Origin of the sequence: Paenibacillus terrae (genome assembly GCF_000943545.1) — a bacterium.
In the GTDB taxonomy this organism is placed as follows: domain Bacteria; phylum Bacillota; class Bacilli; order Paenibacillales; family Paenibacillaceae; genus Paenibacillus; species Paenibacillus terrae_A.
On record NZ_JTHP01000087.1, the window covers coordinates 1 to 15976 of the forward strand.

Sequence of the window (15976 nt, forward strand, 5' to 3'; positions counted from 1 at the left end):
GGGATGGACGGATTATAACGATCGTGTCCAGGTGCAAGCGTATGACGTGACTTCTGCCATTCAAGAACAAAATAACCGAATCACAGCAACGGTGGGAGAAGGCTGGTATAGCGGTTATCTGGGCTGGCAGAAGCGCAAGGACACCTACGGGGACACGAATGCATTGCTACTTCAAATGGAGATTAGTTATGAAGATGGCCGTTCTGAACTCATTTGCTCTGATTCTTCTTGGGAGGAAACGAGCTGTGCCATTTTAATGTCGGATATTTATAACGGCGAAATCTATGATGCCAGACTTGAGCAGCGGGCACCCGAACATAGCTCTTTAACCGAACGGAAAATGATGCAGATCGTCCCGTTCCCATTAAGTCATCTGGTTGCTCAGGAGAATGAGCCTGTCCGTGTGATGAACCGATTGAAGCCTGTTGAGCTTATTCGAACCCCAAAAGGTGAGCTTGTGCTTAACTTGGGTCAAAATATGGTAGGCTGGCTGGAATTTAAAGTTGAAGCGCCCGAAGGTACGGTTTTGAAGCTGGTTCATGGTGAAGTGCTGGATCAGCAAGGGAACTTTTACAGAGATAACATTCGTGATGCAGCTCAGCAGATTACGTACATTTGCAGTGGGAAGGGGAAGGAGATATTTCGGCCACATTTCACTTTTCAAGGCTTTCAATATGTGAAGCTTGAGGGCTTTCCGGATGACGTTACAATTGAAGATTTTACGGGTGTTGTTCTGCATTCGGATATGGAGAATATCGGGGTGTTTGAGACATCCGATCCGAAGCTCAATCAATTACAGCACAATATTGTATGGGGGCAAAAGGGGAATTTCCTGGATGTGCCAACCGATTGCCCGCAGCGCGATGAGCGATTAGGCTGGACCGGTGATGCACAGATTTTTGCCAGAACGGCCAGCTTCAATATGAATGCGGTTTCCTTTTTCCGAAAGTGGCTGAAGGATTTGGCTTATAACCAGCTGGAGAATGGGGCAGTGCCTTTTGTAGTGCCGGATGTCCTCAAAGGAACCTTTGCCGATAATATGGACAAAACGACAGCAGCATGGGGAGACGCGGCGGTTATATGTCCGTGGACTATGTATCAATGCTATGGGGATAAGCAAATTTTAGCTCAGCAGTATGACAGTATGAAAGCATGGGTGGATTACATCCGCGCCCAGGGGAACGAAGAATATCTTTGGGATACCGGCTTGCAGCTTGGAGACTGGCTGGCGCTGGACAGTGAAGAAGGAAGTTATTTTGGGGCGACCGACGGAACGCTGGTGGCAACTGCTTACTTTGCATATTCGACTCATATTTTGGCGCAGACGGCCAAACTGCTTAATCGTTATACCGATTACAACACATATAAAAGCTTACATGACGGGATTAAAACCGCTTTTGCGAACCGCTACTTCGATGACGTTGGCCAACTGACCTCCAATACCCAGACTGCACAGATTGTTGCTCTGCACTTTGGATTGGTGCCGGACAAGTATAAAAAGCAAGTGATCCAGGAGCTCGTACGGCTCATTGAAAAAAATGATATGCATCTGGATACCGGCTTTGTGGGCACACCCTACCTATGTCTGGTTTTGTCCGACAATGGCTATACGGATGTAGCTTATAAGATTTTATTTCAAAATGATTATCCTTCATGGCTCTATCAGGTTGAACGGGGGGCAACGACCATGTGGGAGCATTGGGACAGCATCAAAGTGGACGGCTCGTTCTGGAGTACGGATATGAACTCGTTCAATCACTACTCATACGGTTCAGTTGGAGACTTTATGTACCAAAATATTGCCGGAATTGATGTGCTTGAAGCGGGTTATAAAAAATCACGGTTAGCTCCTAAACCGCCTGCTAATCTTACTTCGGCCCACGGGAAACTGGAAACGCCATATGGTGCGCTGGAAGTCCATTGGGAAATCGTGAATGAAGAAATGCAGATGACGGTTCGCGTTCCGCATAATACGACGGCTGAGATTACACTTCCGGGAGTTATGGACCCGGATGCATTACAGCAGGCCATTGCAACGCAATATCCGTCGATTCAGAATCCGCCTGTTTATATACCACAGGAGCTGGCTGGGAGAATGGGGATTGCAGGTGAACAGGCGATTTTCCAAAGGAGCGGAGATCATGAAATTACGTTTACGGTCGGTTCAGGGAAGTACGTCTTCCAGTACAGATACTGCCAGACTACCCAAGTTCCTGCACATGCAACCAGAGGCTAAATAACATAGACTAGAGGTGAGTAACTTGATGAATAAAAAAAACAAAGTATTGTTTAAAACGGCGTTGCTGTCCATTTCGTTAGTCCTGACATCAGCGAGTGCCATTTCGGCTATCATACCGATGATGCTGAATCAATTATCAGGGGTTTCTAGTTCCTTGATTGAAAGCGTAGTTACTATTCCATCCTTCACGATGATGCTGTTTGTGCTGTTGAGTGGTCCGATCTCTTCCCGATTGGGCAAAAAAAATACAGTCATGCTAGGACTTTTGCTCGTGGTCATCGGCGGAATCCTTCCTATGTTCACTACTAACATTACATGGATTCTCGCGTTGCGACTGGTATTAGGTGCAGGTCTCGGGATGTTCAATTCGCTGGCCGTTAGCTTAATTAGTGATTTTTTTGAAGGGGACGAACGTGCCCAATTAGTAGGCTTTCAAAGCGCCGTTCAAGGGCTCGGAAGCAGCTTAGCTACTTTTGTGGCAGGACAGCTTGCCTTAATCGACTGGAAGTTTGCCTTTTTATGCTATGCTATCACCATTCCTGTTGCGCTGTTATTCTTTTTTATCATTCCCGAACCAGAGCGTGTGGAGCCTACAGCGGAGCGTTCAACAGGAACGGGCCACAAGAGCGGCGGAGTATCCATACCTGTACTTGGATTAGGAGCTGCACTTTTCCTGTTTATGACCTTTATCATGATTGTGTATACCAAAACAGGTATTATGATTGCTGAAAAGAATATGCCTAATCCTGGTTTTTTAGGAACCGCATTAACGCTGTTCTCCTTGGCAACTATGATTGCAGGTTTCTTGTTTGGTAAAATATATAAATGGTTTAGAAATTACGCTCCCTTTATCTCCAGTCTATTAACAGCAACAGGTTTTGTACTGCTGTGGTTTGCTCAGAATGTTACCATGGTTACCATTGCCATGCTGATCATTGGCTTTAGCTTTGCGCTGTTTATTCCTTATATTTTTACCATACTAACTAAAATCGTGCCTAAAGGCAGTGAGACGATTTCCATTTCAATTGCAATGGTAGGCTCCAATTTGGGAGCGTTTGCTTCGCCTTATGTTATCAAGTTAGTTGGCATGTTGTTTGGAAATGAAACCGCCTCATTTTCCTTCCTCGTTTCTGCGATTGTGTTTACGATTGCTGCACTCATCTGTCTGGGAATCGCTATTAGAGGAAAGGGCAGTAAGGTTCAGGCGGCAGTTCACAGTTAATGGGAGACATCAGGTATAGGTAGTTTTTTCAACGGGCGGAGAACCGCCCGTTTTTCCATCATATAATGAAGGAGGAGTCAGTGTTTATGAACCTTCATGAGTTGGACCAGTTACTGAGAATCAAAACGGAAATTGAACTTTTACAACAACAAAACAACCAGGTTATTAATGATCTTTCCGAAGAAGCGGAGGACGAACGATACTATGATATAAATCAGAACATGTATCGTATGCCCGCTTTGTTTTTCTTCGGAGAACATGATATTTATATTAGCAAGCACAATAGATTTGCTCCGATGCTGGAGCACATGCATGAATTTATTGAATTAAACTATGTTTATTCAGGTAAGTGCAATCAAATCATAGCAGGCAAAGAAATTCAGCTTTGTGAAGGCCAAGTGTGTGTCCTGGATAAGGATGTGCCGCACAGCATCGCTCCTTTGGGAGAAGACGATATCCTTATTAATATCTTGCTGCAAAGAGAAACGATTTCTTCTCTGTTCTTACAACGGTTATCCAAGAAAAAAAGTCTGATTGGCGAATTTCTCGCCAACTCTGTCCTCCAGCATCAGCACCATAATCACTTTATTATTTTTGAGTCGCAATATAATGAAAACCTTCAATATATATTGCGCAGAATCTTAATCGAATATTTTTCCAGTCAAGAGGATTCGATGGAATTGGTCAAGGCTTATTTGCAAATTGTTTTTGGAGAATTGGTTCGTGTATTGGAAAGCGAGCATAATATTCACTTAAACCAGCAGGAAAATAATATTACATCTATTCTGAATTACATGGAAGAGCATTATCAGCATTTAAGCTTGCAGCAATTATCTAATCATTTCAGTTACAATAGTACGTATTTAAGTAATAAGTTAAAAAAAGTAACTGGTCTTACTTATACTCAGCTTATTGCCAACATTAAGCTCAATGCAGCTTATTCTCTGGTTGTGAATACCAACCTGCCGTTCGAAATGATATTTAAGCAAGTTGGATATAACAGCATGAGTTTTTTCTATAAAAAATTTAAAATGGCTTATGGTGCTACCCCGCAAAATATCCGAAACAAGCAGTTGAGGAAATGAAGGATATCAAAGGAGCATGTAAACGCTATGACCATTACATGATGTAATAGACGTCCAATTTTAATTGGGTGTCTATGTGTTATAATAGCTGCTAATTCATAAGCACAAGGCTAATGAAAGGATAGGTTGCTGGATACCTTTATTTCCGGCAAGAGGGAGGATACATCCTTGGAAGCGATACTAAGACGGCACTGGCCGGAGTGGAACGGAACGTTGCAGAAACGAACCGGGGGCTGGAATAATACGACGTATTTTGTTAAGGGTGGTAGGCGAAGCGGAGTGCTGCGCGTCTACGATACACACAGAGATAGGGACAAAATTGAATTTGAGCATGCGGTTTTGCAGGCACTGAGTAAGCATTCTCTATCATTCAGGGTACCGATGCCAATTCGAACGGTAATGGGAGAGACACTCGCTCAGCTTGAGAAGGAAAGCGGCAAATATGTCTGTCTGTTCGACTACATAGAAGGCAAATCACCACTGGAGCAGGAATCAAGCTTTGCCTATTCTTTTGGCGAGGTCACAGGTGAATTATCTGCTGTGCTTGCGACATTAAATCTTGATATGGATCCAGTCTACCGACCGTATTATGCCTTGCAGCAATCCTATCCATTGTGCAACCAGGAAATAGTTCGAGAGATTTGCCTACATCCGCCAGAGCCTCTAAAAGCTTTGCATGACGAGCTGCGATGGATAGGAAAAGTATATGATGAGATTACAGATTCGCTTCATGCATTGGAAGAGTTGCCGCATCAGCTTGTACATGGGGACTTGAACGCTTCCAATTTGTTGGTAAAGGATAACGATCATAGCCAAGTGGCTGCACTGCTTGATTTTGAATTTTGTACGTTAGACGTTCGGGTCATGGAACCAGCGGTTATTTTATCAGGATTGTTGGGTCAACCGGAGGAGACGAGATCAGTTCGGGATTTTTGCCGGGGCTTCAGCCGCCGAGCTCATCTGTCCCAAACCGAGATTGATGCTTTACCTGTATTGATGCAGCTCAGGAAGGTAGATGTATTTCTTCATTTTTTAAGCCGCTTTCTAGAAGGAACGGATCAGCCACATGTGTTACAAGAGCAGGTCAAGCAGATCGCTGCCGACTTGCTGCAACTGTCTACCCGAAGTAGCTGGATTCAGGAGGAGTTGATCCTCGCAGGAATGGCGTATGAATGAACTTTATCGCAAGATGAGGAGGAGATTGGCAGACGACGAGCTGAATCAGTGGGTGATTTTGGATCAAACACAGGTCTTAAAGACTCAGCATGTGGATTGAAGGTTGAAATTAGGACAATGAGAGGGGAATGAACATGCATACTTTAACGGTTGATGAACTGCTGGATAAAGAAAACCATACATGGGAAGAGATTAGAAATATCCTGAAAGAAGGCCTAAATCCATATAGCATTGTATCGGCAGAATCGGAATCGGCTTCGGGGGATACGCTGTACCGTTTGCAGGTGAGTACGAAATCGTATTTGGGAACGGTTGCCTATGAGACAGGAGGGATCGTTTTTGATCACGGCTGGATCACCTTGCTGGGTGCAGGGGGTTCTGGAATTTATGGCAGCTTGACTTCGTGGAACGGACTTCAAGAGCCGGCAAGCGTGCCCGCGCTTTGGGGAATGCTGATTGTGGCCTACGATGCAGCAGGAGGATTTTTTGGACTGAATACTGGGCGTTTTGGTAATGACGGACAAATCTACTATTTTGCACCGGATACGCTTGCCTGGGAACCTACAGAAAAGGCCTATTCCGGTTTTTTTGGATGGCTGGCTGAGGGGGATTTGGAGCTTTTCTACCAGACGTTCCGTTGGAAAGGTTGGCAGGACGATGTTCGCAAGCTTCAACCCGGTCAGGTGTTTGCCTATTACCCACCGCTGTGGACAAAGGAAGGCAGTGGAGAAACCAGCCGCAAGGCACCTATAGCTGTGGCAGAAGCTTGGGAGGCGGCAAGGGATGAGGAGTAGAAGTGGTCAATAGCTGAAGCTGGAGAACAAGTATAATATCCGTTATAATTTAGGTTAAGAGACACTGATTCATCGGAGGTTGGCTATCATCTGGAATATTCATTTTAAACATCAATTTGTAAAATGTCCAAGTGTGACGAATGAACAACTATCCCGTTTTCTGAACAAATGGAATATAAAGCTATCGGAGCAGGAGATTCACGAAATCAAACAAAGACAAGTGAACCCTTTTCCGAAGTCTTCTCCATACTACGATCAATACATACCTCTCAATCCTGTTGGCTGGCAGCTGCCTCAAGGACAATTTCCTGACAGCTATCTGGATTTTTTGAAATACTCTAACGGCGGGGAGTTTCAAAATGGAGAACGTTATTTTCAGTTTTTTGATACCGAAGATTTGAGAGTAATGAACCTCGCTTACGAGCTGCCGGAATATATGCCGAATGCAGACATGCTGCAAATTCTTTCATTGAGCTATGTACAGAAACATGGGAACTATATGAATAGCAAATAGCGAGATGCCGATTTTTTTGGGCTTCTCGCTATTTGCTATTCATTTTACCCCTGAAAAACGTCAATGAAAGTGCCGTATGTCCCTATGGCTGAATTTGAGATATTTGTTCAATCAACGAATCGACCGCCTCATCCACCAGGTAGGGGCCATTGTTCCATTTATCACGGGAAACATTAATAATGTGATTATTTTTCACAGCGGGAATCGTTTGGTACACAGGCTCGCTGAATAGCTGCATGGTTTGCTTCAACTCTTGATCTGTCATTTGAGTAAAGAAATAGTCAGCTGGACGATGGACCAGAGCTTCCATGGAAAGAGCAGTACCGCCATCGGCATAGGGTTTGAATTGCTCAGGCATCTGAAAACCGAAATCTTGATAAATCAATTTTCCGAGCGTACCGCCCTCACCTCCAAGCAGTACCTCTCCCTTGTGAATAATGAAAGAGATTGCGGTAGTATCTGCTTTAATGGGGATGTGAGTTTGTTCCCGAATGCCCTGTAATTTTTTCTCGAACTTAGCAATCCAGGATTCTGCTTCTGTTTTCCGGTTCATAATGTCGCCAAACGTCCGCAATGTATTCACCACGTCTGGATCACCACCCCATGCTACTGCAATAGTTGGGGCAATTTTTTGGTACTGCTCAAAGGTTGCTTTGTCGTGAAAATCCGACAGTATAATCAAATCCGGCTCCAATGCGGAAATGGCCTCGATATTACCTGTTCCTTTGCCTATGCTAGCGACATCAGCCATCTTCTCAGGATAAAGGTCGAGTATCTCCTGATTGACACCTACCGGTTTTAAGCCTAGTGGAAGCAAATAACCACCGTATGTAATAACAACAGCCCTTTTGGGTTGAACAGGAATTTCCATTTGCCGTCCCAGTGCATCGGTATACGATCTTGTTTCAATTGGTTTCGCAACGTCACTTGCGCCGCTGCAAGCTGCCAGCAGCAATGTTAAGCTGAACAAAAGGGTAACAGCAAAAGCAGGCTTAAAACTAACATTCATATCGTCCACTCTCCAAGCGTCATGTTGATAATGATTATCATTGTTACCAATATAACGTTGTCCTGATCGGGGAGCAATGAAGGATTTGAGTGTAAAATTTGTATTTGTTGAACTTTTTGAAACAAGGCTATGCATTTTAAATTGTGTTGGGGTTTCGCCGGTTTGCTTTTTGAAAAGTCGACTAAAGTAATAAAAATTGGTATATCCAACGTTTTCGGCAACTTCCCGAATGGAAGCATCTGTATCAGCTAACAGGGATTTGGCCCTGTTGATGCGGGTCTGAACGACATACTCGATAGGGCTGCATCCATATTTGCGCTTAAACACCTTTACGAGGTAGTGGGTACTGTAATGAAACCGTTTAGCCATCGTCTCCATAGCGATTGGTTTTTGAAAATGCTCTTGAATATATTGGGCTATTTGTGTAGCCAGATCCGGCTCGGATATTTTGATTTCCTTCATCTGTAGTTGACGAAAGTGTTCATGCACGAATTGATAGAACAATCCATTCACTTGCAGTTTGTCCAGCTCATTTCTATTAGACCACTGCTGATTCATTTGTTCGACAAGTGATATCAGGGGGAGCGGATAGAGGGCCTGAAACGCATAGTTTTGTCTAAATAGAGCCATCCGATCTTCTCGTTCGAATGAGCTTTGACCCGCTCGCTCTTGAACGGGTTTGTATAAAATGAGGTAGTATTCAAACGGCTGGTTTAAGCACCAGATATTCAGACTTGCTCCTTTTTCGCCGTGGAGAACCTGAAACTTGGCTGCTGAGGTTTCGATTTCATCAAGCATCAATCTGGCTTCTCCTTGATTGGCGAATAAAAATCCGCTTGAAGGCAGGGAATAGGAACTCAATCTCTCTCCAGGCTTCATCGTAAAATGACGAATGTCCAGCACCTTAACTGGCGTTTGGTTCCATAATCTGATTGTTTCCAGCCACTCCATAAAAACACCTCGAAATAATATAAGTTAACACATGCGTAGCAGTACATTCTGCTCTTGTTACATCGACTAAGCTTTCCAAGGCATATAAATATCTATCGTGCTGTCCTTTTGTTCCAGAGAATGAATATCAGCCCAATACTCGAAATCAAAAGAGCGAGAAGCGCTGATCCCCCTATCACGGATTGAGTCATAGGTTCCATCTATTTGGGATTCAGGTCCCTTATGAGTGACCTTCACATACTTCCCAGCCGGTATCGTATGACGAACTAATCCCTCGGGAATATGTGCAAAATCCCTGACCTCTACCGCAACAATACTTACGAACGGAACATCTGGCGTCCATTCGCCGTCCGGGTAAACTTGGACTAAGTAAATCCCGTCATCATCTAATCGATTTGCGATTTCATGACGCTTGTCAAAGAGTTCTTCGCGTAATCTTACGACAATTCCGGTTTCCAGATCTTGATTTAACGACGCGGTTACAGAGTATCCAACGAGCTTCGTCTCATTACGTTCCAGCATAAGCACTTCTTCCATTGTCATTAATCACACAACCCCCTATTCATAACATTCATAATATAACTAGGTAGCCAGTCAACAGACGGTTTAAAATCGATTATACTATATAATTCGAACGGTATCAGACCAGTCAGTAAAGGTACATCTGCTTGATGAAGCCAATAAGTGTATTTCGGTAAGCAGCATGATAATTTCGTAACCTCACAGATTCTTTCCCGTATAAAGATAAAAACATGATCCGCCTCATTCCCGTCAGGGAAGAAATGCAACCATGTTTAACAAAAATAGAAGTTGAGGTAATGCATCGTATGAATGAGAAATTTGTAAATCATGCCAATACAGGGTATCAGGTGGCTGAGCAGAAGGCGGTTCAGTATTTTGCATCCCTTTATGCACAGGTCGTAGACAAGACTTATGTAACTACCCTGACAGAAGATATCCAAATGTGGAAAAGGAATCATATTCATCATGCTTCATGGCTATCCTTCTTTTCGCGGGGAAAGAAAAAGCCTGATACTCGGGATTATCATAGATACATTCAATGGCTGAATTATACAGGCAAATTGGATGATTACCTGGATCGAAGCGTCTCCTATATTTATATGAGGGATTTAGGCAAAGCTCTGAATTCTCCTGACACACAGACCCGGATTCAGCGTGTCATTACTGACATCAAAAAACACTTGATTCAATCCACCAGTGCAAACGGGGAAGACCAGCCCGAATTTATGAATTTGGCCGGGTTGTATCGGTGGGCCCAGAAGGAAGGCATAGAAACCGCCACGATCTGGGTAATCAACAAACTTAGGTCCGTATCCTCCCATATTCCAAAAGAAATGGATGCAGCGCAAGCCCAGCGCAAACTGATTAAGATCATAATCGGGGTTATTCTGCATGTGATAGAAGAAATGGACGATAAAGTATCACCTGCGGAACGTGCTCGCAGACTTGATGAAGCCATTAGGCTTGGTTATTCCTATGGTCTAACCTATCCTTTCATTGACGATCTTCTCGATTCCCAGGTTTTGACCGCTCAAGAGAAAGAACAATATTCCCATATGATACGTGCTGCGCTTCTCACTGGATCTGTGCCTGAGTTGGGCGATTGGACCGGAAATAATATGGAGTTAATTCAATACATACACTCAGAGCTCTCGGATGCTTTTGAGTATATTAAGGAACATCAGCGGCCGGATACACAGCAAACATTTTTCGAGCAGTCCTATGTCTTTTTTCATTCCCAGGATATCGACCGCGTCAAGGACCTAACGTGTGCTAATTATACCAATGAAGAGCTTTATATACCTGTCATTTTAAAATCTTCTTCGTCCCGATTGATTGTCCGTTCCGTGATTGGTGCTCCCGAGGATGAGGGCTTTGAGCAACGAACATTCTTTTATGGTATCTATAACCAGTTGGCTGATGATTTTGCGGATATGGTTGACGATATGAGAGACGGTGCGGTAACACCCTATACCTATTATTTAAAATATCATGATCAGCGTTCGGATCTTATCAACCCCTTTGAATTATACTGGGCGGTTATTTCCTATTTGATCCATAACGTGTATGATTCCGATGCCATGGCCCGTGAGGTGATACTGGATCGTGCCATGAATGGACTCAAACGTTATAAAGAACGTGTAGGCACTGAAAAGTATAATGAAATGATGGAGATCTTTGCATCTGGAAATCCGGAATTCAATCGTCTTATCCAAGAGATGGTGCGAAAAGCGGATGATGTAGATTTCTTTGATAAACTGCTTCGGGACCAGATGATTACCCATCTGAAAAACGATTCGAAGGAAAAGGAAGAATTTTTAAATACGTTCAAAACGATCCGCCATCAGATTAACAACCAATTAAAAATTACCAAACCTCATGGGATTCCAGCGATGAAAGGGCAGCTTATTGATGCAGCAAATTACAGTCTCGAAGGGGATGGGAAGCGGATACGGCCTATATTGACTTGGGTGATGGGCGTGAACGAATATGGACTGGACGCATCGGCAATCGTGCCTCTTCTGAGATCATTGGAGTATATGCATACCGCATCCTTGATCTTCGATGATCTGCCTTCTCAGGATAATGCGTCTACCCGTAGAGGGCGTCAGACCTTGCATCAGGTACACAATAGCGCTACGGCGGAATTAACCGGTCTGTATCTGATTCAGAAGGCGATTGGGGAACAAGCGTCACTTGACCAGTTCAATGCCGAGACCGTACTCGCGTTGATACAATACTCGGCCCAAAAGGCAGAAGATATATGTATGGGACAAGCGATGGATCTGGATTCCAAAGGAAAGGAATTGACACTGGAGCAGTTAAATATGGTGTGCTTTTACAAAACCGGAGTGGCATTTGAGGCTTGTCTGGTGATGCCTGCCATGCTTGCACAGGTCAAGGAGTCGGAAATTGCTGCTTTGAAGAAATTTGCCTATCATGCGGGGATTGCTTTTCAGATTAAAGATGATTTGCTTGATGTGGAAGGAGATATGCTCTTACTCGGAAAACCTGTTGGCCAGGATTCTGAGAACAACAATTCGAATTTCGTATCCATCCTGGGTCAGGAAGGTGCCAGTAAAGAGATGTGGGAACACTACTGCCTTGCTATGGAAGCGTTGAAAGAGGTACCCCGCAACATCACTTTTCTGAAGCATTTAATGAATTATATGGTAACCCGGGACCGTTAAAAAGGGGCGTACCCCATTGCTTAATATAAGCGATGGGGTATTTTGCGTTAGGGTAAAGTAGCGGTTCAACTCTTCATCATATCCATTAAAACTTGATATGCAATGGGTAAGGAAGTAAAGCCGTCACGCTCTAAAAAGTGTCCTCCGTGTTCTACTTCGTGGAAATCCGCCTGGATGTCATTTGCTAGTTTCTTGCTGAATGCAAAGGGGACAATCGTGTCATCCTTTGAAGCAATAACTGCACGCATCTTTACTGAATCCATGAGTTGCTTATAATCCAGCTTATCATTTGTAAATTCATCTAATGACGGCAGGGTTGGCACGGGATCGGTAAAACCGGAGACGAAGACAAGACCACCGAGTTGCTCTGGAATACTTACTTGCTGCAAATATCTTAATATGGAAACACACCCCAAGCTATGACCAACAAAATAGGTATCCTTATGAAGAACCTCAATACTTGATAATAAATGTTGGGTCCACTCATGAAGCTGGGGAGCTTGTGAGTTGGGCATATCCAATATATCTACAGAAACTCCATCTTCCTGTAGCTTGTCTTGTAGCCAAGGAAACCAATGATCGGCTGGTGAAGCCGTATACCCATGGATGATATACACTTGTTTTTGATTTTGTAGGTTTGTCACTTTACGTCTCTCCTATTATCCTGAGTTGTTCTTGATTAGTTGATGATATATGTTCCACTTTGGTATAAAGACTACTATTTTAGTTTAGCAAATTTTCCAAGCTCGTGAGCACCTAAAATAATACTCATATTTGAGGATTTTGCAAAAATCCAATAAGCGACTTCCAATGAACAATATATAGATCGAAATGGTCTAGTTCGTCTATATATTGCACTTCGGAGCGATTGGAATCGAATTTTGCAAAATCCTGATTTATCAATCTCATCCTCACTTTCCTTGAATGAATATTCTTTATTTTAGCAGTACTGTTATTTCTCTTATAAAATTAAGCGCTTTCTACCGATATATATATCATCACGGTGTAATCTCTTAATTCTTATGGTTTGGGGGATAGTATCCATGGGAGCAACGTGATCTATTATACATAGACGACTGGAGGAGTTTTGATGAGAACAAAACTATCAGACAGCACTAAAAAAGTAAAAGGATTTAGAGATTTAAAGGTAACGACAACGATGGTCTCCATGATCATGATCAGCTTGGTGGGTTTGCTCATTGTATCGTTGGTAGGGGTTCTCGGCATGTATCAAGCTAAAGAGGGCCAAGGTATTTTGTATATGGATCGCTTTCAACACCAAACGAATATTCTGGAAGTGAAAAGTGATTTTTATAACATGCGGGCCAACTACACCAAAGTACTCGATAATGAGGAGTACACAGATAAACAATATAAGCAGGTACAGAAGGGAAAAGACAGCGTTACATCAGGGTTAAGTAAATTCTCGCAAAAGAATCTGGACCCGAAGGAACAGAAATTGTACGAGGAACTAAGAGGCAGCATAGACACATATTATCAGAATATTGAGCAGATCATGGCAGTCAAAAAAAATACCGGAACGTATGACAAGGAAGAGAGAGGCCGGATTAATACATCCAGTACGGCAATTGTTAAGATACTGACCGATATTTCTGATTACAACAATGAACAATCGGCCAACTTATATCAAAATACGCAAAATGAGATTAAAATGCGCACAATTATTCTGATTGCGATTCTGGTCCTAGTACTTGCTGTCCTTAGTATGATCTCCTTTTCGGCCATTCGGAATATCCGTTCTCGGATGAGCACCATTACGAAATACTGTGAAGAGATTACCCAAGGCAATTTAACGGCAGCACTTGATCCAACCCTGCTCAAGGGAAATAACGAAATCGCTGTCATTGCACGTGCCATTCAACAAATGACAGATTCAACCTCAATGGTTATTACGGGGGTTATCAATGAATCCCGCCAAATTAATCATCTAAGTGATCAGACGAATCATAATATGACCGATCTCAATGAGCGGATTAGAGACGTATCGGCTACAGTCGAACAGCTATCAGCAGCGATGGAGGAGACTTCGGCATATACAGAAAACATGAATCATTCTGCCGATGAAATGCAGCGGGCGGCAGAGTACATTTCGCTCAAAACTCAAGAAAAAGCGCAGTCTGCCTATGATACAAGCCTAAAGGCCGAAGCGTTGAAGTATGAAGCGAGTGAGTCCAATAAAGCGTCCAAAGAGATTTACCGGAAGGCCAGTGAAAAGATGACGGAAGCGCTGGAACAAGCCAAGGCGGTAGACCAAATTCGTATACTTTCCCAGTCCATTCTGGAAATTACGGCCCAAACCAATTTGCTGGCTTTAAATGCATCTATTGAAGCGGCTCGAGCCGGTGAGTCAGGTCGGGGGTTTGCGGTTGTGGCTAACGAGATTCGCAAGTTGGCAGATGGGTCCAAGCAGGCGGTAGATCAAATTCAGAGTGTTACTCAAGAGGTTGTACAATCTGTAGCCAATCTGACGACCAATGCCGAGGAATTACTGGATTTCCTGCATGCCAAGGTGGGCAAGGATTATCAGTTGCTTGAGGATACGGCAGAACAATATTACAATGATGTAGTTGAGCATACGAATACAGTTAATGATTTGAACGCCACATCTAAGCAGGTGAATGCAACGATCCAAACCATGGTGAGAGCTATCCACGAGATTGCAACAGCCAGCGAACAGTCTGCCGTATCTACTCAGCACATTGCTGAGAACATGGTTTCATCGACGGAAAAGTCTCTTGAAGTGGCACAACAGTCTGATCAGGTGAAGGAAAGCGCTACCCGATTGAATGAACTGGTCGAAGGTTTTACTATTTGACGAAGCTAGTCTGGTGAGGTATTCCATATGAAGGGTTGACTTCATCAGCTCAATAGCTAGAGTCTAGAAGGAACAATACATCCAAGAATTGCAGTTGGGGAGCCGCAAGTAGGCTCCCTTTTTTTATGCTCTCTGAAGTGGTCACCTGATTTTCTTCATACAGTAATATAACAATAGTAGTCTAAGTAATAAAATACTTAACAATTATTATTTGATCGTAAACCCAATGTTTTGGATTTAAGATCTCTTTGATATAGTATTTTGCTTCAAATTTTATTTATCCAGCATTCAATACCGTAACATCCAAGTAATGCAAAGTAAAATATAGAAACCAGCACATTAAAATGGACTTATTTTCTAAAATTAATACTTAAAATAATTTTAATTAAAAGGAGTTACAGCATGGCAACAAATTTTGAAGAGATTAGTGTATTGTCGGTAGTTATAAAGAGTTACATTATTTTTGAGGATGAAGAGGAAGGTATAGGTTTTGAGATTGAAATCGTAGATAGCTTAAAACATCCACTTTCTGATTTCAAAGATAGGGTATTAAATACTGGTAAAAAATGGAAATATAAAGAATCTGGCCCAACAATATTTTTAAATATTGGACACAGAGAGAATGTAAAACTATGTGATGAAGTCTGGAGAAGAGATATAAAATCAGTTTTTCAGGAAGCTACGGAAACCGAAGATTTCTTAGATTCACTTAATAAGGAAATAAAAGAGCCGCATACTGTAATATCTCAAAATCTATTCTTTCTTCTTTACGTGAATGAGCTTTTTAACGGCGAGGCTCTAAAGGCACCTTACGGAGGAATACGAGAATTAGAAAAAGACGATTTATTAATTTCATTTTTTTATGGGATTGAAGGATATGAAAATTATGAATCGGACTTTGTAAATGAAATAATTAATTTGTGGCTAGTAAAAGAAAA

Annotated in this window: 12 protein-coding genes; 9 read left to right on the forward strand and 3 right to left on the reverse strand. The window is 42.8% G+C overall.

Annotated elements, in window-relative coordinates:
- The 6 genes from QD47_RS26340 to QD47_RS26365 all read left to right on the forward strand — a co-directional run.
- Nucleotides 1-2236: alpha-L-rhamnosidase (locus QD47_RS26340; RefSeq protein ID WP_044648896.1), on the forward strand; the 2236-nt coding region annotated here is incomplete at its 5' end.
- A gap of 28 nt (nt 2237-2264) precedes the next feature.
- Nucleotides 2265-3461 (forward strand): MFS transporter, encoded by a 1197-nt coding sequence (locus tag QD47_RS26345; RefSeq protein ID WP_044648897.1) that lies wholly within the window; start codon nt 2265-2267, stop codon nt 3459-3461.
- Between the two features lie 86 nt (nt 3462-3547).
- On the forward strand, nt 3548-4546 hold the full coding sequence (locus QD47_RS26350) for an AraC family transcriptional regulator (protein WP_044648898.1): 999 nt from the start codon (nt 3548-3550) through the stop codon (nt 4544-4546).
- Nucleotides 4547-4714: 168 nt separating this feature from the next.
- On the forward strand, nt 4715-5722 hold the full coding sequence (locus QD47_RS26355; RefSeq protein ID WP_044648899.1) for a phosphotransferase: 1008 nt from the start codon (nt 4715-4717) through the stop codon (nt 5720-5722).
- A 134-nt stretch (nt 5723-5856) separates the two neighbouring features.
- Nucleotides 5857-6516 carry a DUF2625 domain-containing protein gene (locus QD47_RS26360; RefSeq protein ID WP_044648900.1) on the forward strand — a complete coding sequence of 220 codons (660 nt, stop codon included), beginning with the start codon at nt 5857-5859 and terminating at the stop codon, nt 6514-6516.
- Nucleotides 6517-6595: 79 nt separating this feature from the next.
- Complete coding sequence (locus QD47_RS26365) at nt 6596-7030, forward strand: hypothetical protein (RefSeq protein WP_235332370.1); 435 nt, start codon at nt 6596-6598, stop codon at nt 7028-7030.
- 82 nt (nt 7031-7112) lie between these two features.
- On the opposite strand, the gene QD47_RS26370 is transcribed toward QD47_RS26365, so the two are convergent.
- Both QD47_RS26370 and QD47_RS26375 read right to left on the reverse strand, forming a co-directional pair.
- Nucleotides 7113-8990, reverse strand: coding sequence for a helix-turn-helix domain-containing protein (locus QD47_RS26370; protein ID WP_044648901.1), 1878 nt, complete (start codon nt 8988-8990; stop codon nt 7113-7115).
- A 66-nt stretch (nt 8991-9056) separates the two neighbouring features.
- Entirely contained in the window at nt 9057-9533 is a 477-nt protein-coding gene (locus tag QD47_RS26375) for a GyrI-like domain-containing protein (protein ID WP_044648902.1), read from the reverse strand.
- A gap of 275 nt (nt 9534-9808) precedes the next feature.
- Between QD47_RS26375 and QD47_RS26380 the strand changes: the two genes are divergently transcribed.
- Entirely contained in the window at nt 9809-12202 is a 2394-nt protein-coding gene (locus tag QD47_RS26380) for a polyprenyl synthetase family protein (RefSeq protein WP_044648903.1), read from the forward strand.
- Between the two features lie 65 nt (nt 12203-12267).
- Here the strand turns inward: QD47_RS26380 and QD47_RS26385 are convergent, their stop codons facing one another.
- A complete protein-coding gene (locus QD47_RS26385) occupies nt 12268-12846 on the reverse strand; it encodes an RBBP9/YdeN family alpha/beta hydrolase (protein ID WP_044648904.1) in 579 nt (192 codons plus the stop codon).
- A 446-nt stretch (nt 12847-13292) separates the two neighbouring features.
- Here QD47_RS26385 and QD47_RS26390 point away from each other — a divergent pair, with 446 nt between their 5' ends.
- Nucleotides 13293-15038, forward strand: coding sequence for a methyl-accepting chemotaxis protein (locus QD47_RS26390; protein WP_044648905.1), 1746 nt, complete (start codon nt 13293-13295; stop codon nt 15036-15038).
- Nucleotides 15039-15440: 402 nt separating this feature from the next.
- A partial coding sequence (locus tag QD47_RS26395) for a hypothetical protein (RefSeq protein ID WP_044648906.1) occupies nt 15441-15976 on the forward strand: 536 nt, incomplete at its 3' end.